The following is a 24807-nucleotide window of genomic DNA, read 5'->3' on the forward strand; positions in this document are numbered from 1 at the left end:
ACAGACAGCGAATACACTGCAGGGGTGTCACTTTTCAAAGCCGCCTCCACCGTCTCCTTGTTCACTCTGGCTTCGCGCATCACCGGGCTGGTGCGAGAGCTGTTGATGGCCTCGGCCTTTGGCGCCAGCGCCATGACCGACGCCTTCAATGTGGCGTTTCGGATTCCCAACCTTTTTCGTCGGTTTTTCGCTGAGGGGGCTTTCAGTCAAGCCTTCATTCCGGCCCTGGCGGCCAGCAAAGAGCAGCACGGCGAAGACGCGACGCGCCTGGTGATCAACCGGGTTGCCACGGTGCTGGCCTGGGCCTTGGTGCTGACCTGCGTGGCGGGGGTGCTGGGGGCGCCCTGGATGGTCTGGGGCATGGCGAGCGGTCTGCAGCAAGACCCGCAGGGTTACGACGCGGCCGTCTTCATGACGCGCTGGATGTTCCCTTACATCGGTTTCATGTCGATGGTGGCGCTGTCCGCCGGCGTGCTGAACACCTGGAAGCGCTTTGCGGTGCCTGCGGCCACGCCGGTGCTGCTGAACCTATCGATGATCCTGGCCGCCTGGCAGGGTGCGCCCTGGTTGGCGCGCATGAGCATCGAGCCGATATTTGCCATGGTGGGTGGCGTCATGCTGGGCGGTCTGTTGCAACTGCTGCTGCAAGTCCCCGTGCTGGCCCGCCTGGGCCTGCTGCCGCGCATTGGCCTGAGCTGGCGCAGCCTGCGTCAGGCCTGGGCTGACCCTGCCACCCAGCAGGTGGTGGGCTTGATGCTGCCGGCGCTGTTGGGCGTGGGCGTGGCGCAGATCTCGATGATGATCAACACCCAGATCGCCTCGCACCTGGCGCCGGGCAGTGTCAGCTGGATCACTTATGCCGACCGCCTGATGGAGTTCCCCACCGCCATGCTGGGCGTGGCCCTGGGCGTGGTGCTGATGCCGCAGTTGGCAGCGGCGCGCAGCAAGCAGGACACGCAAGCCTACTCCGACCTGCTGGACTGGGGGTTGAGGTTGGTGGTGCTGATGTCGGTGCCCAGCGCAGTGGCTTTGCTGACCTTTGCCAAGCCCTTGGTGGCGACGCTGTACCACTATGGTCAGTTTTCGGAGCGCGATGTGCTGCAGACCACCACCGCCTTGATGGGCTGGGGTGTGGGCCTGGTGGGCGTGGTGGCCATCAAGGTGCTGGCGCCGGGTTACTTTGCCAACCAAGACACCCGCACGCCCGTCCGGATTGCGCTGGCCGTCCTGCTGATCACCCAGGTCCTCAACTACCTGCTGGTGCCTTACTTCCAGCACGCCGCGCTCACGCTGTCGATTGGCCTGGGGGCTTTGATCAATGCCACCTGGTTGCTCATCGGTTTGGTGCGTCGCGGGTCCTACCGCCCGCTGCCGGGCTGGGGCTTGTTTTTGCTGCAGGTGGTCGCGGGCAGCGCCATGCTGGCCATCTTCTTGATGTGGGCTGCCAACGAATTCGGCTGGGTGGCCCTGCGTGAGCAGCCCTGGCGCCGCATCGGTTTGTTGGCGGCGCTGCTGCTGGGCTCGGTCTTGATTTACTTCGGTGCGCTGTGGGCGGCCGGGGTCAAGTTGCTGCAATTGTTGCGCCGTTGAATGGCCTTGAGCGCCGGTGTGGGGTCTTGGCTTGACGCCCCCCGGTGCCCTCGTTAAAAACAACTGATGGGTTTCACTTACACCGCTCCCACGCCCTTGGGCTATTTCAGCACCTTGGTGCAGTCCGACGATCACTTCCCGTTGCTCGAGGCCGCCGCGTGTGTGGCCCAGGATGACGAGCCCGAACTCGATGTGCAGCAGGTCCTGGGCGACCTGGATCAGTTGCAGGCCCGTTTGGGGCGCCGCCTCAAAGCGGATGCGCCCTCGCTGCAAAAGCTGCAGGCGCTGAACCAGTTCTTCTACAACGACCTGGGCTTTGGCGGCAACCTCAACAACTACTACGACCCCGAAAACAGCTACCTGAACGCGGTGCTGCGCACGCGCCGTGGCATTCCGGTGTCCTTGGCCATTCTGTGGCTGGAGTTGGCCCAGGGCCTGGGCCTCAAGGCCCAAGGCGTGGGGTTCCCGGGGCACTTCCTCATCAAGGTCAACCTGGCGCGCGGTCAGGTGGTGCTGGACCCGATCAACGGTCAGTCTCTGGGCAAGGAGGCTTTGTCCGAGCGCCTGGAGCCGTTTCGCCACCGCAGTGGCTTGGTGGACGACTTCGAGGCGCCCCTGGGGCTGTACCTGCAGGCGACGCCGCCGCGTGACATCCTGGCGCGGCTGCTGCGCAACCTGAAAGAAATCCACCGCTCCCAGCAGGATTGGGCCCGCATGGTGTCGGTGCTGGACCGCTTGATCGTGCTGCAGCCCGAGGCTTGGGGCGAGTACCGTGACCGCGGGCTGGCCCGTGCTGAGCAGGGTTTTGACGACCTGGCCGAGCACGATCTCAAGACTTACCTGGAGCGGGCTCACGATGCCCTGGATCTGGGCGTGGTCGCCGTGCGCCTGGCGGAACTGCGCAGCGCGCGTTCTTGAGGCCAGGGCGGTCCGGACCCACCCAGGGGGCCGGTCGCGTCGCGGCCTTCCGCCCCCTGACTCAGCCGACCTGCGACGCGGCGGCGCCCCGCACCCACTGCGAAGGCGCCCCGGCGCGCCCGAGGTCGTGCCAGGTGCGGCGCAGCTGGGTGTCCGAACTGAAACCGGCCACTTCAGCCGCCTGCGTGACATTCAGGCCGGCTTGCAACGCGGTCTCCGCCACCGCCAGCCGCAGCTGCCGCACATAGTCCAGCGGCGCCACGCCTGCGTGCTCAGCGAACAGCCGCCCCAGGTGGCGTGGCGAGGTGTGGGCCACCTCGGCCATGCGTGGCACGCTCCAGTCGCGCTGGGGTTCTTGGCTGACCGCGTCCTGCACCCGGTGCAGGGCAGGATGCAGGTGGTCGCGGTGGTTCAAAAACGGGGACAACTCGGGGTCTTGTGGACCTCGGCGCAGGCCCATGACCAGGGTTTGCGCCACCTGGGCGGCCAGGGCTGGGCCGCAGCGCTGGGCGATGCGGTGCAAAAACAGGTCGATGCCTGTGGTCACGCCCGCGCTGGTGCAGACCGGGCTGTCCAGCACGAAGACGCGGTTTTGCACCACTTCGCAGGCAGGATCGGCGGCGCGCAGCTCGTCCAGGTGCTGGTGGTGGGTCGTCACGCGGTGGCCGCCGAGCAAGCCCGCGTGCGCAGCGATCACCGAGCCTGCACACACGCAGACCAGTTCCAGCCGGCCCGGCGCCAGGCGCAGGCCGCGCAGCCAGTGCAGCACGGCACGGCCTTCGGCGTGGTCCAGCCCCACGGTGCGTCCCGGTTGGCCAACGACCACCACCCAGTGGCAGTCGATCGAAGCAGGCTCGCTTGAAAGAGAGAGCTCCGGCAGGGGTTCTAACGCGCTGATGCACGCGCCCACTGAACTCCGGGTCTCGGCGCTGGGGCCCACGAAGTGCAGCTCAAAGACCGGGGCCTGGCCCTGGGCCATGCGCAGCTGGTTGGCCACGCGCAAGGCTTCGGCGGGGCCGGCCCAGTCCAGGATCAGGCTGTCGGGCAGCAGCACAAAGTGCACAGCCACCCGACCCGCCGCTTCGTTCAGCGGGCTTGGGTCAGGGGCGGCGCTGGCCGGCCGCCGCGTGCGGCTCACGCGGGGTTTTTCAGCCACCGGTAGTCCATTTGGCGAGCGGTGCGCTCGGCCAGGGCCTGTCCGCCCAGGCGCTGCACCAGGTGCAGGCTCATGTCGATGCCGGCGCTGATGCCGGCCGAGGTGATCAGCCGGCCCTGGTCCACCCAGCGCACCCCTTCTTGCACCTGCAGGCTGGGATGCTGCTGGCGCAGGTCGGCCACATCCTCCCAATGGGTGGTCACGGGCTGGTCGTGCAGCACGCCGGCAGCGGCCAGGATGAAGGCGCCTGTGCAGACCGAGGCGGTCAGCTTGGCGTGTTCGTGGGCCTGCTGCACCCAGGCCAGGGTGGCCGGGCTGCGCGAAGGGGCGTCCACCACGCCGCCGGGCACCAGCAGCAGGTCGGGGCGAGGGCACTGGCTGAAGTCGTGGCTGGGCAGCAAGGTCATGCCGGCGCGGGCCCGCACCGGCCGCAGGGTCTCGGCCACGCACAGCACTTGCCAATGGGCGGGACTGTCGGCCGCCAGCGGCTGGCCTGCCTCGGTGGCCAGGCGCAGGGCCATGCGCGCCGCCGTGGTGAACACCTCGTAGGGGCCGGCCAGGTCCAGGGCCTCGACATCGTCAAAGGCCAGGATGGCGATTTGCATCGGGCCCGGGATCATGCCGCGGCCTGGGCGCGGGCCAGGGCCTCCGAGGTGCTGCACAAGGTGGCAAAGCGGCCTTGCAGCACGGTGCCGGTGCGCAGGCGGATGTCGGCGGCGCTCAGCGTGCTGCCGTCAGGCTGGGTCATGTCCCAGGTCAGCGTGGCGTCGGTCACGAAGTCGACCTGCCAGCCCAGGTCGGAGGCGTGGCGGGTGGTGGTTTCGCAGCACTGCTCAGTGCGGATGCCGCTGACGATCAGGCGCCGGATGCCGTTGCGAGTGAGCCACACATCCAGCCCGGTGCCGACCAGGGCGCTGTGCCGGTTTTTGATGAAGGTGGCGGCGGCTTCAAAGTCGGCCAGGCCTTGCAAGGCCCGCACCTGACCCGAGGCGCGGGAAAAGGGGTTTTCCGCCACTTCGGGGCCATCGCTGTGGAACACCCGCAGCACCGGCAACCCTTGGGCGATGGCGCCTTGGATCAAGGCGTTCTGGGCCGCCAGATAGGCGGGCAGCTCGTGCTCGGTGAAAAACGGGCGGTGGCGAAACGATTCCTGCACATCGATCACGATCAGGGTGGTGCTCATTTTCAGACTCCATCAAGGGTTGGTGTGCCCTGAATTTTTCTTGATTTCACCGAATGCAGCCATGCAGGTCAAGACAGGAATCGATCATTTTCGGACTTGCAAGATGTCCCATGGCGGAGCCTGTGTGATGGCCCATGAAAAAAGCCAGCCCTGACGACAGGGCTGGCTTCACAGAAACGGACCCGCCTGAGCGGGGTCGGCCGCTGGGCCTCAGGCCACGACGACGGCGGCGCCGTCACCGCGCTCGGCAATGGTGCCAATCGCGTAGACGGTTTCGCCAGCAGCGCGCAGCGTGGCGGCCGTGGCTTGCGCCTCGGCGGCATCCACCACCACGACCATGCCAATGCCGTTGTTGAAGGTGCGGTTCATCTCGATGTCGTCGATGCCAGCCACTTTTTGCAGCCAGGCGAACAATTCGGTTTGCGGCCAGCTGCCCTTCTTCAGGTGGGCGGCCGTGCCTTCGGGCAGCACGCGCGGGATGTTTTCCAGCAGGCCACCGCCGGTGATGTGGGCCAGGGCTTTGATGGGGTGTTGGGCCAGGGCTTGCAGCACCGGCTTCACGTACAGGCGGGTCGGGGCCATGATGGCTTGCTTGAAGGGCTGGCCGTCCAGGCTGGTCGGCAGGTCGGCACCCGCGCGCTCGATCACCTTGCGAACCAGGCTGAAACCGTTGGAGTGCACGCCGGCCGAGGCCAGGCCCAGCACCACGTCGCCGGGCTTGACGTTCTGGCCGGTCAGGATCTTGGACTTTTCAACCGCGCCGACGGCAAAGCCGGCCAAGTCGTATTCGCCGTCGGGGTACATGCCGGGCATCTCGGCGGTTTCACCGCCGATCAGGGCGCAGCCTGACAGTTCGCAGCCGCGGGCGATGCCGCCCACCACAGCGGCGGCCGTGTCCACATGCAGCTTGCCGCAGGCGAAATAGTCGAGGAAGAACAAGGGCTCAGCGCCTTGCACCAGCACGTCGTTGACGCTCATGGCCACCAGGTCGATGCCCACGGTGTCGTGCATGTTCCACTCAAAAGCCAGCTTGAGCTTGGTGCCCACGCCGTCGGTGCCGCTGACCAGCACGGGTTCTTGGTAGCGCTTGGGCACTTCGAACAAGGCGCCGAAGCCGCCGATGCCGGCCAGCACCCCTTCGCGCATGGTCTTTTTGGCCAGCGGTTTGATGCGCTCGACCAAGGCGTCGCCGGCGTCGATGTCAACGCCAGCGTCTTTGTAGGACAGGGGAGTGGAGGAAGATGTGGAGGAGCTCATTTGAATGGACGGCACGGACAGGCGTGCACGGCGACTAGAATTTACGTTGATTTTAAGGGCTGACCCGAAGCGGGCGTCCGCAACCTCATTCTTGATGCATTTTTCCACCACTCAAAAACGCGCTGCCACCTGGGCGGCACTGGGCGTCGCGCTGCTCTTGCTGCTGTCGTTGCTCAAGCCTGTGCTGGCCCCTTTTGTGGTGGCGGCCGTCTTGGCCTACGCCTTGACCCCCCTGGTCAACTGGCTGGACGACCTGGGGCGGGGGCGATTGCCGCGCTTGGCGGCGGTGCTGATTGTGGAAGTGGTGTTCCTGATCGCGGTGCTGAGTTTGCTCACCTTGCTGTTGCCCATCCTCATCAAGGAGTTGCCCCTGATGCGAGAGCAGGTTCCCCTGTTGTTTGACCGCCTCAATGGCCTGATCAAGCCGCTGGCGGCGCAGTTCGGGTTCAAGCTGTCGGTGGACCTGGGCTCGCTCAAGACCTTGGTGCTCAAGTACCTCAACACCAATGCCGAGGACATGGTGGCCTCGGTGCTGTCCTCGCTCAAGCTGGGCGGCAGCGTGGCGCTGGCAGTGCTGGGCAACGCGGTGCTGATTCCCGTGGCCTTGTTTTACCTGCTGATGGATTGGGATCGTTTTGTCAGCCGCTTTGTCGAGCTGGTGCCGCCGCGTCTGCGTGAAGGCTATGACAGCTTCGTCAACGAGGCCGATGGCGTGCTGGGGCAGTACCTGCGTGGCCAGTTGCTGGTGATGCTGCTGCTGGCGGTGTTCTACAGCGCGGGCCTGGCCTTGTTTGGTCTTGAGTTGGCGGTGCCCATTGGCATCTTCACGGGCTTGGCGGTGTTTGTGCCCTACCTGGGCTTCGGCTTGGGCCTGGTCATGGCCTTGGTCTCCGGCTTCCTGCAATTCGCCTCGGTCAAGGCCTTGGTGATGGTGGCGGTGGTCTACGGTTGCGGTCAGTTTGTCGAGAGCTTCATCCTCACCCCCCGCTTGGTGGGTGAGCGCATCGGCCTGCACCCGCTGGTGGTTATTTTTGCCCTGCTGGCCTTTGGCCAGGTGCTGGGCTTTGTCGGTGTGCTGATCGCTTTGCCGGCCAGTGCCGTGTTGTTGGTGGCCATCCGGCGCGTGCGCGCGGGTTACCTGGGCAGCCGCTTGTACACGGGCTGAGGCGCGCCATGGTGATGAAACAACTGGCACTCGACATCGGTTTGGCCTCGGGGCCCACCCTGGATCGGTTTTTTGCGGGGCCCAATGAGGCCGCGCTGCGCCACCTGGAGCTGTGGGCTGGTGACGGCACTGGCCAGGACCTGCGCTCCCCCGTGCCCACCTACCTGTGGGGTGACAGCGGTTGTGGCAAGACCTATTTGCTCAAAAGCGTGCAGGCGGCCCTGCGCGACCACGGCGCCCGCGTGGGCTGGATGGACGCCAGCATGCACGAGCCGCCCGAGTACGAAGAAAGCTGGGCAGCCGTGCTGATGGACGAGGTGCACCTCTACACCGCGACCCAGCAGCACATGGCCTTCAATTGGTTTGTCAACGCGCATTCCCACCAGCGTTGGGTGCTGGCCGCCGGCGAATTGCCGCCCGCCGACCTCCAACTGCGCGAGGACCTGCGCACCCGCCTGGGTTGGGGCCATGTGTTCCACTTGCACCTGCTCAGCGAACCCGAGCGTCGCTCGGTGCTGCGCCAGGAGGCCGATGCGCGCGGCATTTTCCTGAGCGACGAGGTGATGGACTTCATGCTCAACCGCTTCTCGCGCGACCTGGGCAGCCTGATGCAGCTGATTGACCAGCTCGACGGCTTTGCCCTGCGCACCCAGCGCGCCATCACCATTCCCCTCATCAAGGCCATGCTCGAGTCCGAGTGAGCCGGCCCTTTTTTTCTGTCATGTCCACTCCTGCCTTGAAGCTCGCCCTGTTCGACCTCGATCACACCTTGCTGCCGATCGACTCCGATTACGCCTGGGGCCAGTTCACCACCCGCATCGGCTGGACCGATGCGGTCGAGTTTGCGCGCCGCAACGACGAGTTCTTCGCCCACTACCAGGCCGGCACCCTGGACGTGCACGACTACGTGCGTTTTGCCATTGACGCGGTGCGCCGCCAAGGCCCTGAACAGGCCGCCCAAGCTCATCAGCAGTTCATGCGCGAAGTGATCGAGCCCGTCATCACCGAGCCCGCCCTGGCCTTGCTGCGTCGGCACCAAGCCGCAGGCGACACGGTGATCATCATCACCGCCACCAATGAATTCGTCACCCGCCCCATTGCCGCGGCCCTGGGCGTCAGCGAGCTGATCGCCGTGCAGTTGCAGCGCGACGACAGCGGCTGGTTCACCGGCGAAATCGACGGCATTCCATCGATGCGTGAGGGCAAGGTCCAGCGCATGGAACAATGGCTGGCTGCGCGCCAGTTGGACTGGTCGCAAGTTGAGAGCACTTTCTACAGCGATTCCACCAACGACGTGCCGCTGCTGGAGAAGGTGAATCACCCCGTGGCCACCAATCCCGACGAGCGCCTGCGAGCCCTGGCCCAGCGCCGCGCTTGGCCCATCCTGGACCTGTTTACAAAAACAACATGATCAAGAAGTTCATCGACAAACTGCTGGGCAAAGCCTCGGCTCCCGCGGCCAAGGGCGGCAAGCCCAAGTTCGGCAAACGCGAGGAAGTGCCCTTCAGCGAGCACGGCATCAACCCCGAGCTGGTGGACCGCCGCGCCAACGACGTGGTGCGCACCTTGCAGGATGCGGGCTTTGAGGCCTACATCGTCGGTGGCGCCGTGCGCGACTTGCTGCTGGGCCTGCGCCCCAAAGACTTTGACGTGGCCACCAACGCCACGCCCGAGCAGGTCAAGAGCCTGTTCCGCCGGGCCTTCATCATCGGCAAGCGCTTTCGCATCGTTCACGTGGTGCATGGCCGGGGCCGCGAACATGAAGTGATCGAGGTTTCCACCTTCCGGGCCTACCTGGACAACACGGCCATCGAGCAGCAGGTCAGCGGCAACGAACGCACCAGCAAGCACGCCCTGGCCGGCATGACCCACGCGGTGGATGCCAGTGGCCGCGTGCTGCGCGACAACGTCTGGGGCCCGCAGGAAGAAGACGCGGTGCGCCGCGACTTCACCATCAACGCCATGTACTACGACCCGGCCACCCAGGTCGTGGTGGACTACCACAAGGGCATCCAGGACGCCAAGAAGAAGACCTTGCGCATGATTGGCGACCCGGCCACGCGCTACCGGGAAGACCCGGTGCGCATCATCCGGGCCGTGCGTTTTGCGGCCAAGCTCAGTCCGCTGGGCTTTGAGCTGGAGCCCAAGACCGCCGCGCCCTTGGTGGCCTCGCAAACCCTGCTGGCCGATGTGCCGCAAAGCCGCTTGTTCGACGAAATGCTCAAGCTGCTGCAGACCGGGCATGCCCTGGCCACCATTGCCACGCTCAAGAAGCTGGGCTTGGCACGCGGCATCTACCCGCTGCTGGACGTGGTGGTGGAGCGTGCCGATTCGACCTTTGTCACCGCAGCCCTGCAAGATACCGACCGCCGCGTCAACGAGGGCAAGCCAGTGGCGCCCAGCTTCCTGCTGGCCACCGTGTTGTGGCAGGACGTGCGCGAGGGCTGGGAGCAGCGCCTGGCGCAGCGCCAGCACCCCTTCCCGGCCCTGCAAGAGGCCATCGACGAGGTCTTCAACGCCCGCATCGGTGATGTGTCTGGCCGTGGCAAGCTGGCCGCCGACATGCGCGAAATCTGGGTCATGCAGCCGCGCTTTGAGAAGCGCGTGGGCAGCACGCCCTACGGCCTGGTCGAGCAGGCCCGCTTCCGTGCCGGCTTCGACTTCATGCGCCTGCGCGCCGATGTGGGCGAGGTCGACGAGGCCCTGGCCGAATGGTGGGAAGAGTTCAGCACCGGCGACGACAGCACGCGCGAAGACCTGTTGGACCAAGCCCGCGAGGAGCAAAAAGCCCGTCAAAAAGCCCAGGCCCCCAGCGTGCGCCGTGCGCCACGCAAGGACCCGGTGGACGCCAGCCCGCGCAGCGACGCGGCGGTGTCCGACGTCGAAGGCGCGCCGGCCCCGGAAGGTGGCGCTGAAGGCCAGGCCGCGCCCAAGAAGCGCCGCCGCCGCCGCAAGCCCACTGGCGACCGCGCCGCTGCGCCCCCTGCGGGCGACAACAGCCAGGACTGAGTGGCGGTGTCGTCGGCGTCTGAGACGGGCCCAGAGCCCTCGGGCTGGCTTGGGCCATCAGCGGCGGGTGCGGCATCGCCCGTGATCGCCTACATCGGCATCGGCGGCAACCTGGGCGACGCGCTTGCCACGGTCGAGCGCGCCGTGCAGGCCTTGCGGACATCGCTGCCGGCCAGCCAATGCCTGCGCGTGTCCTCGCTGTACCGCAGCGCCCCCATCGACGCTGGTGGCCCCGACTACGTGAATGCCGTGGCCGAGCTCTGCACTACCTTGTCCCCTGAGGGCTTGTTGCAGGCCCTGCAGGCCCTGGAGCAGGCCGAGGGGCGCGAGCGCCCTTACCGCAATGCCCCGCGCACCCTGGACCTGGATGTGCTGCTGTATGGCGCTCAGCGCCTGGACAGCCCCGCCTTGACGGTGCCTCACCCGCGCATGAACGAGCGTGCTTTTGTGCTGCTGCCGCTGGCCGAGTTGTGGCCCCAAGGGGTCAGCGCCGCCGCCCTGGCGGCGGTGGCGGACCAACGCATCGAACGGCTTTGAGTCGCAACGCCGCCAGGCCCGCTCACACGGGTCGGGCGGGTTGGAGCGGCGTTCAGTCCACCTTGGCCCCGGAGGCCTTCACCACCTTCTCGTACTTGGCCAGTTCGCTCTTCATGAAGCTGCCGAACTGCTCGGGGCTGCTGGGCACCGGTTCGGCCATCAGGCCGGCGAAGCGGGTCTTGGTCTCGGGGGCGTTGAGGGCGGCGACAAAAGCCTGGTTCAGCTTGGCCACCACATCCTTGGGCGTGTGGGCCGGCGCCACCAGGCCCCACCAGGTGTCGATGCTGAAGCCCTTGTAGCTTTCAGCCACCGTGGGCACGTCCGGCAGCAAGGGGCTGCGCTGGGCCGTGCTGACGGCCAGGGCCTTGAGCTTGCCTGATCGGATGTTGGGCGCGGCCGTGGCCAGGTTGTCGAAGTTGAAGTCCACCTCGCCCGCCAGCAAGGCCAGTTGCGCCGGGTTGCCCCCGTTGTAGGGAATGTGCAGCGCGTAAATGCCGGCCTGGGCCTTGAACATCTCCCCGGCCAAATGCCCCGCGCTGCCGCTGCCACCACTGCCGAAATTCAGCTTGGCGGGGTTGGCTCGCGCGTAGGCCACCATGTCGGCCAAGGTGTTGATCTTCAGGCGTTTGGCGGTGTCGGCATTCATCACCAGCACATTGGGTACGCGCAGGATTTGGGTGATGGGCGCGAAGTCGCGTGTGGCGTCGTAGGGCATGCGTGTGTACAGCGAGGGGTTCACCGCATGGGTGGCGGTGGCCGCGATGCCGATGGTCAAGCCATCGGGGGCGGCCTTGGCCACCAGGTCGGCGCCGATGTTGCCGCCAGCGCCCGGCTTGTTGTCGACGATGACGGAACCCAGCGAATCCTTCACGCGCTCGGCCAGCACGCGGGCGGTGACGTCAATCGGGCCACCCGGTGCATAGGGCACGACCAGGCGAATGGGGCGGGTGTTCTGGGCCCAGGCCATGGCACCAGGCCAGGCGGACAGGGCGGGCGTGGCCAGACCGGCCAGGAGGAGGTGTCTGCGGTTCATGCGCCATTGTCCTGCCTCTGAAGAGGTGTGACAAACGCTTACATCGCTTTGCGTGGCGGATGTGATGCGCCTGGGCGCCCGGGGCGTTGTCATTCACATGGAGGTCGTCTCCATGCCACTGAAGGAATTCACCATGAAAGTCCAAGCCCTTGTTTCCGCTGCCCTGGTGAGCGCTGTGCTCAGCCTGACGGGCACCGCCTTTGCGCAAACCCCGGCTGCGACCAAGACCCCGGCCCCTGCTGCTTCGCCCGCCATCGTGGCGGGCCCGGCAGCGGCCCCTGCAGCCACCGCCGCCCCGGCTGCTGCCCCAGCGGTCGCTGCGGCCCTGACAGCCAAGGCCGAAACCAGCAAGACCGGCGCCCCCACCGAGGCGCACAGCAAGGCCAAGCACCCGAAGAAGCACGCCAAGGCTGAGGCTGGCAAGGCCGAGGCCACCAAGCCCACCCCGGCCTCCTGAGTTTGCTTTGTCGCCTTGAGGGCGGTCCCCAGCAAAAAAAGCCACAGCCGCTGAACAGCGCTGTGGCTTTTTGCTGTGAGCAGCTGCGGCCCGGCCAGGGGGCGCCAGCTGCGCCTGCCGCGGTATCAGGCGGCGTGTTTGTCGGCTTCGCTGGTGAAGGCGTCAGCGTAGAACTCTTCTGCGGGCAGGCCGCGCTCCGCGCTGTAGGCCACACGGGCCGATTCGACCACGATGGGGGCGCCACAGGCATAGACCTGATGGCCCGACAGGTCTGCAAAGTCGTCCAGCACGGCCTGGTGCACAAAGCCGGTGCGGCCGGTCCAGGCATCTTCAGGCAGGGCGTTGGACACCACCGGCACGTAGCGCAGCTGCGGCATCTCGGCGACCTTGGCCTGCACCCAGGCGTCCAGGTACAAATCTTCAGGACGGCGGCCGCCCCAATAGAGGGTGACCGCACGGGTGCTGCCCTTGAATTGCAGGTGCTCGATCAAGGCCTTGATCGGGGCAAAACCGGTGCCCGAGGCCAGCAGCACGATGGGCTTGTCGCTGTCTTCACGCAGGTAGAAGCTGCCAAACGGGCCTTCCACGCGCAGGATGTCTTTTTCTTTCATGGCGCCAAACACATGGTCGGTGAACTTGCCGCCAGGCATATGGCGCAGGTGCAGCTCCACGCCCGGGGCTTCGGCCTGGGTGTGCGGCGCATTGGCCATGGAGTAGGCGCGGCGGGCACCGTCGCGCAAGATGAACTCCACATACTGACCGGCGTGGTAGCGGAAGGTCTCGGCTGCGGGCAGCTGCAGGCGCAGCTTCATCACGTCGGAGGACACCTTCTCCAGCGAGGCCACCCGCGCCGGCATCTTCTTGATCGGGAAAGCGCTCTCGTCAGTGACCTGGCGCGACTCCAGCACCAGATCGCTTTGCGGTACGGCGCAGCAGGTGAGGATGAGGCCATTGGCCTCTTCTTCAGCGCTCAGTGCTTTGGCTTGGTGTTCGCCATGGACCACGCTGCCTTCAAGCTTCTTGCATTTGCAGGAGCCACAGGCGCCGTCCTTGCAGCCATAGGGCAGGCCCACGCCTTGGCGTATGGCCGCAGCCAACACGGCTTCGTCGGGGTTGGCGGTGAATGCGCGTCCGCTGGGCTGTACGGTGACGTTGAAGCTCATCTTTTGGGTATCCTCGGGGCCGTCTTAGAAATCAGTGAATACCCGATTTTGCCTTCAAACCAGTCCCCCCTCGGAGCGCTGCCCGCGCGCTTCCGGCGCCAACGCGTGCTGATCGTGGGTTGTGGTGACGTCGGGCAGCGTGTGGCGCGGCGTCTGCAAGGCCGCGTCCAGGTGCTGGCGCTGACCTCTTCGCCCGAGCGTGTGCCCTCATTGAGGGGCTTGGGCGTCACGCCTTTGTTGGGCAATCTGGACCAGCCTGCGACCTTGCGCCGTTTGGCTGGCCTGGCCACCCGGGTGTTGCACCTGGCGCCGCCGCCCACCGACGCAAAGGCGGCCTGGTGGCGTGACCCGCGCACCTTGGCCTTGGGCCGGGTCCTGCGCCAGCGGCGCCTGCCGCAGGCCCTGGTCTATGGTTCCACCAGCGGTGTCTATGGCGACTGCGCCGGTGCCTTGGTCAGCGAGTCACGCCCGGTCCAGCCCAGCACACCGCGTGCGCAGCGCCGGGTCGACGCCGAGCACGTGGTGCGCCACCTGGGGCGCAGCCTGCGCACCAGCATCCTGCGCATCCCGGGCATTTACGCGCCGGACCGCGCCGGGGGCACGCCGCGTGAGCGCCTGCTGCGGGGCACGCCAGTGCTTCAGCGCGAGGACGATGTCTACACTTGCCACATCCATGCTGACGACTTGGCCCGCGCCTGCCTGGCGGCGCTGTGGCGGGGCCAGGCTCAGCGCGTGTACAACGTGTGTGATGACGCCCACCTGCTGATGGGCGACTATTTCGACTTGGCTGCCGACCTGTACGGTTTGCCGCGCCCTCCCCGGGTGGCCCGTGCGGCTGCACGGGAACAGCTGCCCGTGAGCCTGCTGAGCTTCATGAGCGAGTCGCGTCGCTTGCTCAACCAACGCCTGAAGACCGAGTTGCGACTGCGCCTGCAACACCCCAGCGTGGCCACGGGTTTGCTGGGCGGTTGAGCCGGCGCTGGCCAGCGCGCGGGTTCAATGCGTGGGATCAAATGCCCTCGGGCCGCCGCAGGCTGCGCAGCCGGGTGCTGGGCAACAGCTTGATCTGGCGCAGCTCCGCACCCTGCATCACGGTCAGCTCGATCGGCTGGTCCAACGCCTGATGCGCCCAAAGGGTTTTGTAGAAGCTCTCCAGCGAGTTGACGCGCTGGCCGTCGACGCCCAGGACCAAATCACCCGCTTGCAGGCCAGCCAAGTCGGCGGGGCCCGCTTCGGTCACTTTGATGATCTGCACCCGGCCGGCGGCCTCACTGGAGCTCAAGCCCAACCAGGGGCGCTGGCTCTGCGCGCTGCTGCCGGTGTTCAGCATCTCGGCCAGCACGGGCCGCAGCAAGTCCACAGGCACGAACAGGTTGCCCGGCAGGCGCCGGCTGGGATCGGCGGCGTTGGGCACGCGCAGGCTGCCAATGCCCAGCAGTTCGCCGCGCTGGTTGAACAGGGCCGCTCCCGAGTGGCGCGCGATCGGGGGGCTGGTGAACAGTGCTGCGTCGAGGTGGTATTCCCAGGCGCCCGAGAAGGGGCGTTGGCTCATCAGCACCGTCGGGGCGACCTCGGCGGCCTCCTCGCCGCTGGCGCCGGTGAAGGTCAGCAAAGCCTCCCCGCTTTGCAGGCTGTTCACAGCCCCCAGGGGCACGGCGGGCAGTTGTGGGGTGGCCAGCAGCGGGCGCACCAGTCCAAAGCCCGTGGCGGGGTCATAGGCCACGCTGCGCGCGGGCAGGGTCTTGCCGTCGGCGGTGGTGATCTGCAGTTGCTCGGCTTCGAGGATCAGGTAGCCGATGGTCAGGGTCAGGCCGTCGGGGCCAATCACCACGCCGGTGCCCGAGCGCTGGGCGCCCAGGGTCTCCACCGAGGGCGCACCCTCAATGGCCTGGACCTGCAGTCCGACCACCGCCGCGTGGGCCCGGCTCAGGGCTTGCAGGCGGGTGCTGACACTCAGTTCGTCAGAAGCTGTGGCGGCACGCGCTGGCGCGACCGGCAGGCTCAGTGTCAGGCCGGTCAACAAGCCGCAGAAAAGGACGTTCAGACTTCGCATCACCCAGCCCCTTTTCAAGCTGCCCAGGACCTGCGCAGCAAAGCTTTCCGCTTGGCTTGCGCGCCTTCTGGGCCGATGGAACATGCCATCTGTTCAGTATGCGACGTTTCTGCTGCGACGTTGCCGTGGCTTGGGGACCCTGACTGGCGGCAGAGGTCTTTCCCGCGCTTGCCCCGTTCAGTCTTCGCGCCGCGCCTGGGCCGTGGCGTCCGCCACCGACACCCGGCGGCGCAGTCGGATGTTGAGCATTTCCACCGCCACCGAGAAGGCCATGGCGAAGTAGATGTAGCCCTTGGGCACGTGGTGGTCAAAGCCTTCGGCGATCAGCACCACGCCGACCACCACCAAGAAGGACAGGGCCAGCATCTTGATGGTGGGGTGGTTGGACACAAAGCGGCCAATGGCGCCGGCAAACACCATCATCAGGCCCACGGAAGCGATCACGGCGGCGATCATGACCTTGACGTCGTCGACCATGCCCACGGCGGTGATGATGGAGTCCAGCGAGAACACCAAGTCCACCAGCATGATCTGGATGATCACCGACATGAAGCTGCTGTGGCCCTTGCCTTCGGCATGGCCTTCTTCTCCCTCGAGCGTCTGGTGGATTTCACCGGTGCTCTTCCAGATCAGGAACAGGCCGCCACAGATCAGGATCAGGTCGCGCCCAGAGATGTCTTGCCCTGCCAGGCTGAACACGGGTGCGGTCAGCCCAATGATCCAGGACAGCACCAGCAGCAGGCCAATGCGCATGAACATGGCCATGAACAGGCCAATGCGTCGCCCCAGTTCGCGTTGTGCGGGCGGCAGGCGGTCCACCAGCACGGAGATGAAGATCACGTTGTCGATGCCCAGCACCAATTCCAGGGCGGTCAAGGTGGCAAAGGCCATCCAGGCCTGGGGTGAGCTCAGAAGTTCCAGCATGTTGTCTTTCGGGTGTTGGTGCCAGAGGTGTTTGTAACGTGTTTTGCAGGCCTTGGAAACCATTGATGCGGGTCAAGAAGCGTCGTCTGCGGCCGTGGAAAATGACAAATTGATGACGGGCGGTCTTTTGGTGCGCTGGCGAACAGCAGGTGGCACCAAGCGCAAGTCAATACTGAACACTCAATTTTTGGAGGCTTGGCCATGACTGAACGAAATCCTTTGCCCGAGCCGGGCGGTGTCGGGAGCACCGCCGCGGTGCGCCGCCGCAAAGCGGTCCCCGCGCGCAGCACACGTCAAGGGGACGTCGCGCCTTCGGTTCAACCCAAGGCTTTGGCGCGGCATGTGGCCCAAGAGGCCACGGAATCGGCCCAGGCCCAGCAATTGTCGGTGGTCTTGTCCTTGCTCGACGCTCAAAGTCCGATCCCGGCGGCACAGCGCACCCAGACCTTGCGTGCCTTGCTGCAAGGGGCGTCCAAAGACGATCTGCAAGTCTTGCAAGACGCCCTGGCGGGTCTTGAGGAGCCGGCCTCCAGCAGCGACAACCCTGACGAAGCCTTGGCCCGCGACTGGCGCCAGGGCGCTTACCCTTACCGCCACCTGATGCGCCGCGCCACCTACGAGCGCGAGAAGTTCCGTTTGCAGGTGGAGTTGCTCAAGCTGCAGGCCTGGGTCAAAGAGACCGGCCAGCGCGTGGTGATCCTGTTTGAAGGCCGGGATGCGGCAGGCAAGGGCGGTGCCATCAAGCGCTTCATGGAGCACCTCAACCCCCGTGGCGCCCGCGTGGTCGCGCTGGAAAAGCCCTCCGAGATCGAGCGCGGCCAGTGGTACTTCCAGCGCTATGTGCAGCACCTGCCCACGCGCGGCGAAATCGTGATGTTTGACCGCAGCTGGTACAACCGCGCCGGTGTGGAGCGGGTAATGGGCTTTTGCAGTGACGCCGAATACGCCGAGTTCATGCGACAGGCGCCTGAGTTCGAGCGCAACCTGGTGCGCAGCGGCGTGCATGTGATCAAGTTCTGGTTCTCCGTGAGCCAAAAAGAGCAGCGCCGCCGCTTCAAAGAGCGCGAGTCGCACCCGCTCAAGCAATGGAAACTCAGCCCCATCGACAAGGCCTCCCTGGACAAGTGGGACGACTACACGCGGGCCAAGGAAGCCATGTTCTTCGACACCGACACGGCCGACGCACCCTGGACGGTGATCAAGAGCGACTGCAAGAAGCGCGCTCGCTTGAATGCCATGCGCTATGTGCTGCACATGCTGGCTTACACCAACAAGGACGGTGAGCAGATCGGCAAGCTCGACCCCCTGATCGTGGGCCGCGCCCATGTGGTGTACGAGCGCGGCGAGCACCCGGGCAGCGCCTTGCTCTGAAGCCTGGGCAAGGTCCAAATGAAAACAGGGCCTCGATGAGGCCCTGTTTTTTGAGGGGGCAGGCGCTGCTGCCTGCGATCACAGAGACCGCGCAAGCGGGGGCTTAGACCACACCCGACTGGCGCAGTTCTGCGATGCGCTCAGCGCTCAGGCCCAACTCGGCCAGCACTTCGGCTGTGTGTTGGCCCAGCGCCGGGGGGGCGTTGCGCAGCACCGGGGGGTTGTCGGCCAGGCGCAGTGGGCTGGCCACGCCCACGATGTCGCGGATGCCGTCGCCGGCCTCACGCGGCAGGGTCACGGCCAGGCCTCGGGCTTTCACTTGGGCGTCGTCAAAGGCCCGGCCAATGTCGTTGATCGGACCGCAGGGCACGGCCTTGTCTTCGAGCAGCGTGATCCAGTCGGCGGTGTCGCGGCTGCGGGTCAGCTCGCTCATCAGCGGGATCAGGATGTCGCGGTGCTTCACGCGCAAGGTGTTGGTGGTGAAGCGCTCGTCCTGCGCCCATTCCGGTTGGCCCGCCGCAGCGCAGAAGCGCGCGAACTGGCCGTCGTTGCCAATCGCCAGCAGCATGGCGCCATCGGCGGTCGGGAAGTCCTGGTACGGCGCCAGGCTGGGGTGGCTGTTGCCTTGGCGGCCCGGCACTTGACCGGTGTTGAGAAAGCCGGCTGCCTGGTTGGCCAAGATGGCCATGCCCACGTCCAGCAAGGACATGTCGATGTGTTGCCCCTTGCCCGTTTGGTGGCGCACGTTGAGCGCGGCCAGGATCGCGGTGGAGGCGTAGATCCCCGTGAACAGGTCGGTCAGCGCCACGCCCACGCGCAGCGGGCCCCCACCGGGCTGGTCGTCGGCACGACCGGTGATGCTCATCATGCCGCTCATGGCCTGGATCATCAGGTCATAGCCGGCGCGCTCGGCATAGGGGCCGTCCTGGCCAAAACCCGTGACCGAGCAGTAGATCAGGCGCGGGTTCAGTGCCATCAGGCTGGCATGGTCCAGGCCGTATTGCTTCAGGCCGCCGACTTTGAAGTTCTCGACCAGGATGTCGGCGCGCATCGCCATGTCGCGGATCAGGGCCTGGCCTTCGGCCGTGGCCATGTCCAGGGTGACCGAGCGCTTGTTGCGGTTGCAGGCCGTGAAGTAGCTGGCCTGGGTGGTGTCTTGTCCTTGCTCGTCCTTCAGGAAGGGCGGGCCCCAGTGCCGGGTGTCGTCACCCGCACCAGGGCGCTCGATCTTCACCACATCGGCGCCCAGATCGGCGAGGATCTGGGTGCACCAGGGCCCTGCCAACACGCGGGACAGGTCAAGCACCTTGAGGCCGGCAAGCGCTCCCGGCTGGGCGTTAGGCAGGTTGGTCATGCGCTGGGTCGGGCTCAGTTGGCGAAGGCGGCGATGCCGGTCTGGGCGCGGCCCAGGATCAGCGCGTGCACATCGTGCGTGCCTTCGTAGGTGTTGACCACTTCCAGGTTGACCAGATGGCGTGCCACGCCGAACTCGTCGCTGATGCCGTTGCCACCCATCATGTCGCGTGCCAGGCGGGCGATGTCCAGCGCCTTGCCGCAGGAGTTGCGCTTGATGATCGAGGTGGTTTCCACGGCGGCCGTGCCGTCGTCCTTCATGCGGCCCAGTCGCAGGCAGCCTTGCAGGCCCAATGCGATGTCGGTTTGCATGTCGGCCAGCTTCTTCTGGATCAGCTGGTTGGCAGCCAGGGGGCGGCCAAACTGCTTGCGGTCCAAAGTGTATTGGCGGGCGGTGTGCCAGCAGAACTCGGCCGCACCCAAGGCGCCCCAGGCGATGCCGTAGCGGGCACTGTTCAGGCAGGTGAACGGGCCTTTCAGGCCTTGGATTTCAGGGAAAGCGTTTTCTTCCGGCACGAACACATCGTCCATGACGATTTCGCCGGTGATCGAGGCGCGCAGGCCCACCTTGCCGTGGATGGCGGGGGCGCTCAGGCCCTTCATGCCTTTTTCCAGCACAAAGCCGCGGATCGGGCCGACAGCGCCGCCTTCGGACACTTCCTTGGCCCAGACCACGAACACGTCGGCGATGGGGCTGTTGGAGATCCACATCTTGCTGCCCTTGAGCTTGTAGCCGCCAGCGGTCTTGTAGGCGCGGGTGGCCATGCTGCCGGGGTCGGAGCCGTGGTCGGGTTCGGTCAGGCCGAAGCAGCCGATCCATTCGCCGGTGGCCAGCTTGGGCAGGTACTTCTGGCGTTGGCCTTCGGTGCCGAATTCATAGATGGGCACCATCACCAAGGAGCTTTGCACGCTGGCCATCGAGCGGTAGCCCGAGTCCACGCGCTCGATTTCGCGGGCGATCAGGCCGTAGGCCACGTAGTTCAGGCCCGGGCCGCCGTATTGCTCGGGGATGGTCGGGCCCAGCAGGCCGAGTTCGCCCATTTCACGGAAGATGGCCGGATCTGTCTTCTCGTGGCGGAAGGCTTCAAGCACGCGCGGCGCCAGTTTGTCCTGGCAATAGGCGGCGGCGGCATCACGGATCATGCGCTCGTCATCGGTGAGCTGTTGGTCGAGGAGGAAGGGGTCAGCCCATTGGAAGGCGGCGTGGCTCATGAGGGGTCTCCGGTGAGTGAGGATGCAAATCGATGACAGCGTGTGTCTTGGCTCGGTCTGGCAGGGCCGGGCGGGCATTTGCTCAGCCGCTGGCCACTGTTTTGACAGTGGGCCTATCGTAGCCCCAGCCAAGGGCTTCGACAAACGAGAGTTTTACACTGAGTTATGAGCTTGTGGAATGTCAAAGGCGTTGAATAGGTCGAAAATGCGCGATAAGTCCAAATCAAGTTCCATATCAGCATGAGAAGAAAGATCCCGTCCACCCAGGCCCTGGCCTGTTTCGAGGCCGCCGCCCGGCATGAGAGCTACACCCGCGCCGCCCAGGAGCTGGCGTTGACGCAAAGCGCGGTGTCGCGCCAGATCACCGCGCTGGAGGAGTTTCTGGGCCTGGCCCTGTTCCGTCGCACCCGCCACGGCGTGGCATTGACCCCCAGCGGGGCCAATTACGCGCGCCAAGTGGCCCGCCGCCTGCAGGGTTTGGAGCGTGACACCCTGGACGTGATGGCGCGCCAGGGGCAGGGCGGGGCCTTGCTGCTGGCGGCGGTGCCCACCTTTGCCACGCGTTGGTTGATTCCTCGCCTGCCGCAGTTGGCGCAACAGCACCCTGATCTGATGGTGCACATCGAAACCCGCACCCGTCCCTTTTTGTTTGCCGACACCGAGTTTGATGCGGCCCTGTATGCCGGAACACCCGAGCAGGTGGCCAACTGGCCCGGCGTGCGCGCCCAGCGCTTGCTGACCGAAGACGTGGTGCCGGTCTGCAGCCCCGCCTTGTTGCAGGCCCGAGGTTTGCAGCAAGGCGGCTTGCTCCCCCAGGACCTGGTCGGTTTGCCCTTGCTGCAGCAAAGCACGCGGCCCTATGGCTGGCGCCAGTGGTTTGATGCGGTGGGTTTGGCCCCGGCGGGGGCCATGGAGGGCCCTCGCTATGAGTTGTTCTCCATGCTCGCCGTCGCGGCGGCCCATGGCCTGGGCGTGGCCTTGATGCCCCCTTTGCTGATTGAGGCCGAACTGGCCCGGGGCGAGTTGGTGGTGGCCTGCCCGGTCACCCTGCAAGGTGAGCGCTCTTATTACCTGGTCACGCCGGTGCAGGAGGATCCCCCCGTGCTCAGCGCTTTCCGGGACTGGCTGCTGGCCCTGGCCGACAGCCCGGCATAAGCGGCTATTTTTGACACTTTACGATCGGAATTGCAGGCAGTCGCCCGGGATTCCGTTAGGCTTGCCGGCTTTGATCGAGCGCCTCGCTCAAGGAACCTCGAATTGAGCTCGAATCCTTTGGATGATTCTGTCGACCCCCGCACCAGCCGCCGACGCTGGCTGGCCTTGGGTCTGGCTGGGGTGGTGGGCCCCGCGCTGGCGGCGCCAGCCAAATCTACCCCCAAACCCCGTGCCCCCGCACCCAAACCAGCCGCCCGAGGTCCGGTGCGCCATCAGGCCGCGCCCAGCGCAGCCGCTGCGGCGGCCCCACCCAAAATTGTGCAACGCGAGCCGGCCCTGGTGCCCCGTCTGACGGCGGGCACCACCGAAGGCCCTTATTACAGCGGCCCTGGCCCGGTGCGCTCCGACATCTCTGAAGGCTTGCCAGGCGTGCCGCTGGAGGTGCGCTTTGTGGTGGTGGACCAGACGGCCTTGCCCTTTGCCGGTGCCTTGGTGGACCTGTGGCATTGCGACGCGCGCGGGGTGTATTCAGGCTACGCCGGTCAGGGCGACCAGGGCGACGTGGACACCCGCGGGCGCAGTTTTCTGCGGGGGCGCCAAGCCACGGACCGCAACGGTGTGGCCGCATTCCGCACGATTTACCCGGGCTGGTACCCGGGGCGCACCACCCACCTGCATTTCAAGATCTGGAATGCTGAGAACACGGTGTTGACCTCGCAGTTCTTCTTGCCGGATGCACTGAGCGAATACCTTTACACCCAGCTCGACGATTACCGCCGGGGCCGCCTGCGCGACACCCTCAACAGCACCGACGGCATTGCCCTGCAAGTGGGCAACAGCTTGCTGGGTTCCGTGCGCGAAGAGCGTGAGCAGTACGTCGTCACCTTGGCTGTGGCGGTGGACCGCTCGGCCCGCCCGGCGCCTGAGCTGCCGCCACCCGACGCGGGTGCCCGGCCCCCCGGCCCGCTGCCCGTGCTGGACAGTGCCGAGCGCCGTTTGTCCCTGGTTCCCGGGCGGCGTTGAGGCGCTGGCAGCCCCGCGATCTTTCGCGGGTGAGGCCTGTGATTTGTCCCCGCCAAACTGGGACAAACTTGTGGATAAGCCGTGGGGTGGGGACTCAATGAGGTCCTAAGTGCTTGATTCAAAAAGAGAAGCCTTGCGCTGCACATTAAATAGGCAGTAGATGGAAACCACCCCACGGGCAGGTGCTTGCGGACAGGGCAGGCGAAAAAAAAGGCCCTCTTTCGAGGGCCTGGGGCGCCGGTGGTCGAAACCACCGCAGCGGGGGCAGGGTTGATGAATCAACCGCCCTTGCTGGGGCGCTTGCCCGGGTTCTTCTTGCTGCGGGTCGAAACGCCGCGTTCCAGGCTGACGCGTTGGCCGCGGCCGCCGGTGGCCAGGGCCATGCCGGGCAGGGGGGTGGGAGCAGGAGTGCGTTTACGGTCTGCTTCGGTGACGATTTTGTTGCCCATGGGAGCCTTCAGAACAAAAAGTTGAAACCCCCTATTAGGCCACAGTTGGGCCAGGGCTCGGGCAAACCCTTGGCGCAAGCCCTGGCAAAGCCGCTTCGGTGACACCCCGCCCAGCGGGTGACAGGGGGTGACTCACTAGAATTCACGCCAAGTCCAGGTCCGCCTGGATCGCTTTTTTGTGTGCTGATTTTTGCCCGAGGTGCTGTTTTGCCATTGCCAACCCCTGCTGCCCGACGTCCCATGCACACCCGCCAGGTGCAGTACCGAGGCTTTCAACGCGAGGATGGCCTGTGGGACATCGAGGGCGAGATGAAGGACACCAAGAGCGAGGATTTCGACATTCCCGGTGAAGGCCACTGGGCGCCGGGCGAGGCGATTCACCACATGCTGATCCGTGTCACGGTGGATGCGGGCTTTGTGGTGCGCGACATCCAGGTAGCCATGGACAGCGTGCCCCACGCTGAATGCCCACCGGCCCAGGCCGCGATGCACACCATGATCGGCTGCGGCATGGCGGGTGGCTGGCGCCAGGCCATCGAGCGCAACCTGGGCGGCATCCAGGGCTGCGCGCATTTGCGTGAACTGCTGTTCAACTTGGCCACGGCGGCGTTTCAGACCATTCCCAGCGCCTTCGAGGCCGATGCAGAGCGCCCGCCCATGCACCTGGGCCGCTGCACCGCCTGGGACTTCAACGGCCCCTTGGTGCAGCGCCAGCACCCGATTTTCTTCGGTCATGTGCCGACACGGCGCAAGCCGCCCCAGGCCTGAGGGGTGCCGCTGGGTCTCTGTGGACTTCAGGCGCGCAGCGACTTGAGCTGGGCCAGCTCGGCCTTGAGCGCGGCGTTCTCGGCGTTGAGTTCCACAATGGTCTGACGCAAGCGCGCAATGATGCCTTCGGGCGTCTCGGGTTCGGTGCGCTCCACGGCCTTGGCGGCGCGCACTTTGCGGGCTGCTTGTTGCAGGTCTTTTTTACCGCCAGCGGCCGCGGCGACTTGTTCTTCCATCGGCAAGGAGGCCACGGTGGCTGCCGCATTGATGGAGATGGTGCCGGACTTCACCGCGGCCACCAGTTCGGGGGCGGCTTCTTTTTGGATCTTCTCAATCTGGCTGATGGTGGCGCTGCTGATGCGGGCGGCCTTGGCCAGGTCCTCGCGCGTCATCACCGCCTCTTGTTCAGGGCTGACGGGGGCGGTGGGTGCAGCGACCGGGGCTGGTGCGGGGGGCACCCCGTCAACGCCCGGTGCCTCCTCCCAAGGTTGCAGGCCGGCCACGTCGGATGAGGTCGTGGCGGCAAGCGCTGCTTCGCTGATGGTGCTGGGCTTGGGCGCTGGTTCGCGGCTGGACAAGATGTCCTTCTTGCGCAGGGCCAGAACACCGCGCTGGAAGTCCGACAGGCTGCGGCGGCCCAGGTGCTGGTCGATCATCCACAGGCGCACATCGTCCATGGACTTGAACTGGGTGTTCTGCACTGTGTTGAACGGCAGACCGTGTTTTTGGCAAATGCCGTAGCGGTTGTGGCCGTCGACCAGCACATCACCCCAGAGCACCAGCGCATCGCGGCAGCCTTCTGCCAGGATGCTGCGTTCGAGCGCAGCGTGTTCGTCGGGGGTCAGGGGATCGATGTAGGCGAGCAGTTCTTCGTTGACCGTGATATCCATGGGGGGAGCAAAAAGGTGAGGGCGCCAAAGGCGGGGCGGCGATTGTACGGGGCTGGTGGCCTGCTTTGATCCACCGTGCATTGAGCGAGGTCGTTGGCGGGGTGCCTGCAGGATGGCCGACCGCGGCGTAACTGAGGGTCA

Annotated in this window: 26 protein-coding genes; 14 read left to right on the forward strand and 12 right to left on the reverse strand. The window is 65.9% G+C overall.

Features of this window, described 5'->3' with window-relative positions; translation table 11 throughout:
• Positions 1 to 24 precede the first annotated feature (24 nt).
• Both murJ and PSQ39_RS18855 read left to right on the forward strand, forming a co-directional pair.
• Entirely contained in the window at positions 25 to 1590 is a 1566-nt protein-coding gene (gene murJ / locus PSQ39_RS18850; RefSeq protein WP_273928713.1) for a murein biosynthesis integral membrane protein MurJ, read from the forward strand.
• A gap of 66 nt (positions 1591 to 1656) precedes the next feature.
• Positions 1657 to 2508, forward strand: coding sequence for a SirB1 family protein (locus PSQ39_RS18855; RefSeq protein ID WP_273928715.1), 852 nt, complete (start codon positions 1657 to 1659; stop codon positions 2506 to 2508).
• Between the two features lie 61 nt (positions 2509 to 2569).
• Here the strand turns inward: PSQ39_RS18855 and PSQ39_RS18860 are convergent, their stop codons facing one another.
• The 4 genes from PSQ39_RS18860 to purM form a co-directional block, all read right to left on the reverse strand.
• On the reverse strand, positions 2570 to 3577 hold the full coding sequence (locus PSQ39_RS18860; protein WP_273928843.1) for a GlxA family transcriptional regulator: 1008 nt from the start codon (positions 3575 to 3577) through the stop codon (positions 2570 to 2572).
• A gap of 65 nt (positions 3578 to 3642) precedes the next feature.
• The gene (locus PSQ39_RS18865) at positions 3643 to 4269 is read right to left on the reverse strand and encodes a DJ-1/PfpI family protein (protein ID WP_273928717.1); all 627 of its coding nucleotides are present in this window, start codon (positions 4267 to 4269) and stop codon (positions 3643 to 3645) included.
• An 11-nt stretch (positions 4270 to 4280) separates the two neighbouring features.
• A complete protein-coding gene (locus tag PSQ39_RS18870) occupies positions 4281 to 4847 on the reverse strand; it encodes an isochorismatase family protein (protein WP_273928719.1) in 567 nt (188 codons plus the stop codon).
• Positions 4848 to 5057: 210 nt separating this feature from the next.
• Positions 5058 to 6104 carry a phosphoribosylformylglycinamidine cyclo-ligase gene (gene purM, locus PSQ39_RS18875; RefSeq protein WP_273928721.1) on the reverse strand — a complete coding sequence of 349 codons (1047 nt, stop codon included), beginning with the start codon at positions 6102 to 6104 and terminating at the stop codon, positions 5058 to 5060.
• 94 nt (positions 6105 to 6198) lie between these two features.
• On the opposite strand from purM, the gene PSQ39_RS18880 reads away from it, so the two are divergent.
• From PSQ39_RS18880 to folK, 5 genes are all read left to right on the forward strand, one after another.
• Entirely contained in the window at positions 6199 to 7269 is a 1071-nt protein-coding gene (locus PSQ39_RS18880) for an AI-2E family transporter (protein WP_273928723.1), read from the forward strand.
• A 14-nt stretch (positions 7270 to 7283) separates the two neighbouring features.
• Entirely contained in the window at positions 7284 to 7970 is a 687-nt protein-coding gene (gene hda / locus PSQ39_RS18885) for a DnaA regulatory inactivator Hda (RefSeq protein WP_273928844.1), read from the forward strand.
• A 20-nt stretch (positions 7971 to 7990) separates the two neighbouring features.
• The gene (locus PSQ39_RS18890; RefSeq protein ID WP_273928725.1) at positions 7991 to 8680 is read left to right on the forward strand and encodes a histidinol-phosphatase; all 690 of its coding nucleotides are present in this window, start codon (positions 7991 to 7993) and stop codon (positions 8678 to 8680) included.
• Positions 8677 to 10278 (forward strand): polynucleotide adenylyltransferase PcnB, encoded by a 1602-nt coding sequence (pcnB, locus tag PSQ39_RS18895; protein WP_273928727.1) that lies wholly within the window; start codon positions 8677 to 8679, stop codon positions 10276 to 10278. The genes PSQ39_RS18890 and pcnB overlap by 4 nt, the downstream gene beginning before the upstream one ends.
• 81 nt (positions 10279 to 10359) lie before the next feature.
• On the forward strand, positions 10360 to 10815 hold the full coding sequence (gene folK / locus PSQ39_RS18900) for a 2-amino-4-hydroxy-6-hydroxymethyldihydropteridine diphosphokinase (protein WP_273928728.1): 456 nt from the start codon (positions 10360 to 10362) through the stop codon (positions 10813 to 10815).
• Positions 10816 to 10867: 52 nt separating this feature from the next.
• Here folK and PSQ39_RS18905 read toward each other — a convergent pair whose 3' ends face one another.
• Positions 10868 to 11848 (reverse strand): Bug family tripartite tricarboxylate transporter substrate binding protein, encoded by a 981-nt coding sequence (locus PSQ39_RS18905; protein WP_273928729.1) that lies wholly within the window; start codon positions 11846 to 11848, stop codon positions 10868 to 10870.
• A 133-nt stretch (positions 11849 to 11981) separates the two neighbouring features.
• Between PSQ39_RS18905 and PSQ39_RS18910 the strand changes: the two genes are divergently transcribed.
• Positions 11982 to 12305: a hypothetical protein gene (locus PSQ39_RS18910; protein WP_273928730.1), complete on the forward strand. Its 324-nt coding sequence runs from the start codon at positions 11982 to 11984 to the stop codon at positions 12303 to 12305.
• A gap of 125 nt (positions 12306 to 12430) precedes the next feature.
• On the opposite strand, the gene PSQ39_RS18915 is transcribed toward PSQ39_RS18910, so the two are convergent.
• Positions 12431 to 13468, reverse strand: coding sequence for a CDP-6-deoxy-delta-3,4-glucoseen reductase (locus PSQ39_RS18915; protein WP_273928732.1), 1038 nt, complete (start codon positions 13466 to 13468; stop codon positions 12431 to 12433).
• 48 nt (positions 13469 to 13516) lie between these two features.
• Here PSQ39_RS18915 and PSQ39_RS18920 point away from each other — a divergent pair, with 48 nt between their 5' ends.
• Positions 13517 to 14440, forward strand: coding sequence for an SDR family oxidoreductase (locus PSQ39_RS18920; RefSeq protein WP_273928734.1), 924 nt, complete (start codon positions 13517 to 13519; stop codon positions 14438 to 14440).
• Positions 14441 to 14477: 37 nt separating this feature from the next.
• Here PSQ39_RS18920 and PSQ39_RS18925 read toward each other — a convergent pair whose 3' ends face one another.
• Positions 14478 to 15521: a S1C family serine protease gene (locus PSQ39_RS18925; RefSeq protein ID WP_273928735.1), complete on the reverse strand. Its 1044-nt coding sequence runs from the start codon at positions 15519 to 15521 to the stop codon at positions 14478 to 14480.
• Between the two features lie 177 nt (positions 15522 to 15698).
• Positions 15699 to 16445: a TerC family protein gene (locus tag PSQ39_RS18930; RefSeq protein ID WP_273928738.1), complete on the reverse strand. Its 747-nt coding sequence runs from the start codon at positions 16443 to 16445 to the stop codon at positions 15699 to 15701.
• Positions 16446 to 16497: 52 nt separating this feature from the next.
• Here PSQ39_RS18930 and PSQ39_RS18935 point away from each other — a divergent pair, with 52 nt between their 5' ends.
• Complete coding sequence (locus PSQ39_RS18935; RefSeq protein WP_273928740.1) at positions 16498 to 16650, forward strand: hypothetical protein; 153 nt, start codon at positions 16498 to 16500, stop codon at positions 16648 to 16650.
• Positions 16647 to 17816 (forward strand): polyphosphate kinase 2, encoded by a 1170-nt coding sequence (gene ppk2 / locus PSQ39_RS18940; protein ID WP_273928742.1) that lies wholly within the window; start codon positions 16647 to 16649, stop codon positions 17814 to 17816. Before PSQ39_RS18935 ends, ppk2 begins: the two co-directional genes overlap by 4 nt.
• A gap of 103 nt (positions 17817 to 17919) precedes the next feature.
• Here the strand turns inward: ppk2 and PSQ39_RS18945 are convergent, their stop codons facing one another.
• On the reverse strand, positions 17920 to 19170 hold the full coding sequence (locus tag PSQ39_RS18945) for a CaiB/BaiF CoA transferase family protein (protein ID WP_273928744.1): 1251 nt from the start codon (positions 19168 to 19170) through the stop codon (positions 17920 to 17922).
• Between the two features lie 14 nt (positions 19171 to 19184).
• Entirely contained in the window at positions 19185 to 20381 is a 1197-nt protein-coding gene (locus PSQ39_RS18950; RefSeq protein WP_273928745.1) for an acyl-CoA dehydrogenase, read from the reverse strand.
• Between the two features lie 240 nt (positions 20382 to 20621).
• Between PSQ39_RS18950 and PSQ39_RS18955 the strand changes: the two genes are divergently transcribed.
• On the forward strand, positions 20622 to 21536 hold the full coding sequence (locus PSQ39_RS18955; RefSeq protein ID WP_273928747.1) for a LysR substrate-binding domain-containing protein: 915 nt from the start codon (positions 20622 to 20624) through the stop codon (positions 21534 to 21536).
• Between the two features lie 117 nt (positions 21537 to 21653).
• Entirely contained in the window at positions 21654 to 22559 is a 906-nt protein-coding gene (locus tag PSQ39_RS18960) for an intradiol ring-cleavage dioxygenase (protein WP_273928749.1), read from the forward strand.
• 278 nt (positions 22560 to 22837) lie between these two features.
• On the opposite strand, the gene PSQ39_RS18965 is transcribed toward PSQ39_RS18960, so the two are convergent.
• Positions 22838 to 23008 (reverse strand): hypothetical protein, encoded by a 171-nt coding sequence (locus PSQ39_RS18965; RefSeq protein WP_273928751.1) that lies wholly within the window; start codon positions 23006 to 23008, stop codon positions 22838 to 22840.
• Between the two features lie 240 nt (positions 23009 to 23248).
• On the opposite strand from PSQ39_RS18965, the gene PSQ39_RS18970 reads away from it, so the two are divergent.
• On the forward strand, positions 23249 to 23776 hold the full coding sequence (locus tag PSQ39_RS18970) for a DUF2889 domain-containing protein (RefSeq protein WP_337961399.1): 528 nt from the start codon (positions 23249 to 23251) through the stop codon (positions 23774 to 23776).
• 26 nt (positions 23777 to 23802) lie between these two features.
• Here PSQ39_RS18970 and PSQ39_RS18975 read toward each other — a convergent pair whose 3' ends face one another.
• Positions 23803 to 24666 (reverse strand): ParB N-terminal domain-containing protein, encoded by an 864-nt coding sequence (locus PSQ39_RS18975; protein ID WP_273928753.1) that lies wholly within the window; start codon positions 24664 to 24666, stop codon positions 23803 to 23805.
• Positions 24667 to 24807 lie beyond the last annotated feature (141 nt).

The organism is Curvibacter microcysteis (genome assembly GCF_028649455.1).
Lineage (GTDB): Bacteria > Pseudomonadota > Gammaproteobacteria > Burkholderiales > Burkholderiaceae_C > Curvibacter > Curvibacter microcysteis.